Here is a 498-nt window from a genome sequence, read left to right on the forward strand (position 1 = left end):
GACACCTTCGAGGACACGCCGCAGAAGGACCGGGACCCGGAGTGGTTCAAACGCGCCGTCTTCTACGAGGTCCTCGTCCGGTCCTTCCAGGACAGCAACGGCGACGGCATCGGCGACCTCAAGGGCCTGACCGCGAAACTCGACTACCTGCAATGGCTGGGCATCGACTGCATCTGGCTCCCGCCCTTCTTCAAATCCCCCCTGCGTGACGGCGGCTACGACGTCTCCGACTACACCGCCGTCCTGCCCGAGTTCGGCGACCTCGCCGACTTCGTGGAGTTCGTCGACGCCGCCCACCAGCGCGGCATGCGCGTCATCATCGACTTCGTCATGAACCACACCAGCGACCAGCACCCGTGGTTCCAGGAGTCCCGCAAGGACCCCGACGGCCCCTACGGCGACTACTACGTCTGGGCCGACGACGACAAGCAGTACCAGGACGCCCGCATCATCTTCGTCGACACCGAAGTCTCCAACTGGACCTTCGACCCCGTCCGC

1 protein-coding gene is annotated in these 498 nt (G+C 65.1%); it reads left to right on the forward strand.

What is annotated here, in order from left to right:
• On the forward strand, positions 1-498 hold a 498-nt coding region (locus M8J73_RS44505; protein WP_249829928.1), incomplete at both ends, for an alpha-amylase family glycosyl hydrolase.

The sequence above is a fragment of the Streptomyces neyagawaensis genome, assembly GCF_023516595.1.
Taxonomy (GTDB): domain Bacteria; phylum Actinomycetota; class Actinomycetes; order Streptomycetales; family Streptomycetaceae; genus Streptomyces; species Streptomyces neyagawaensis.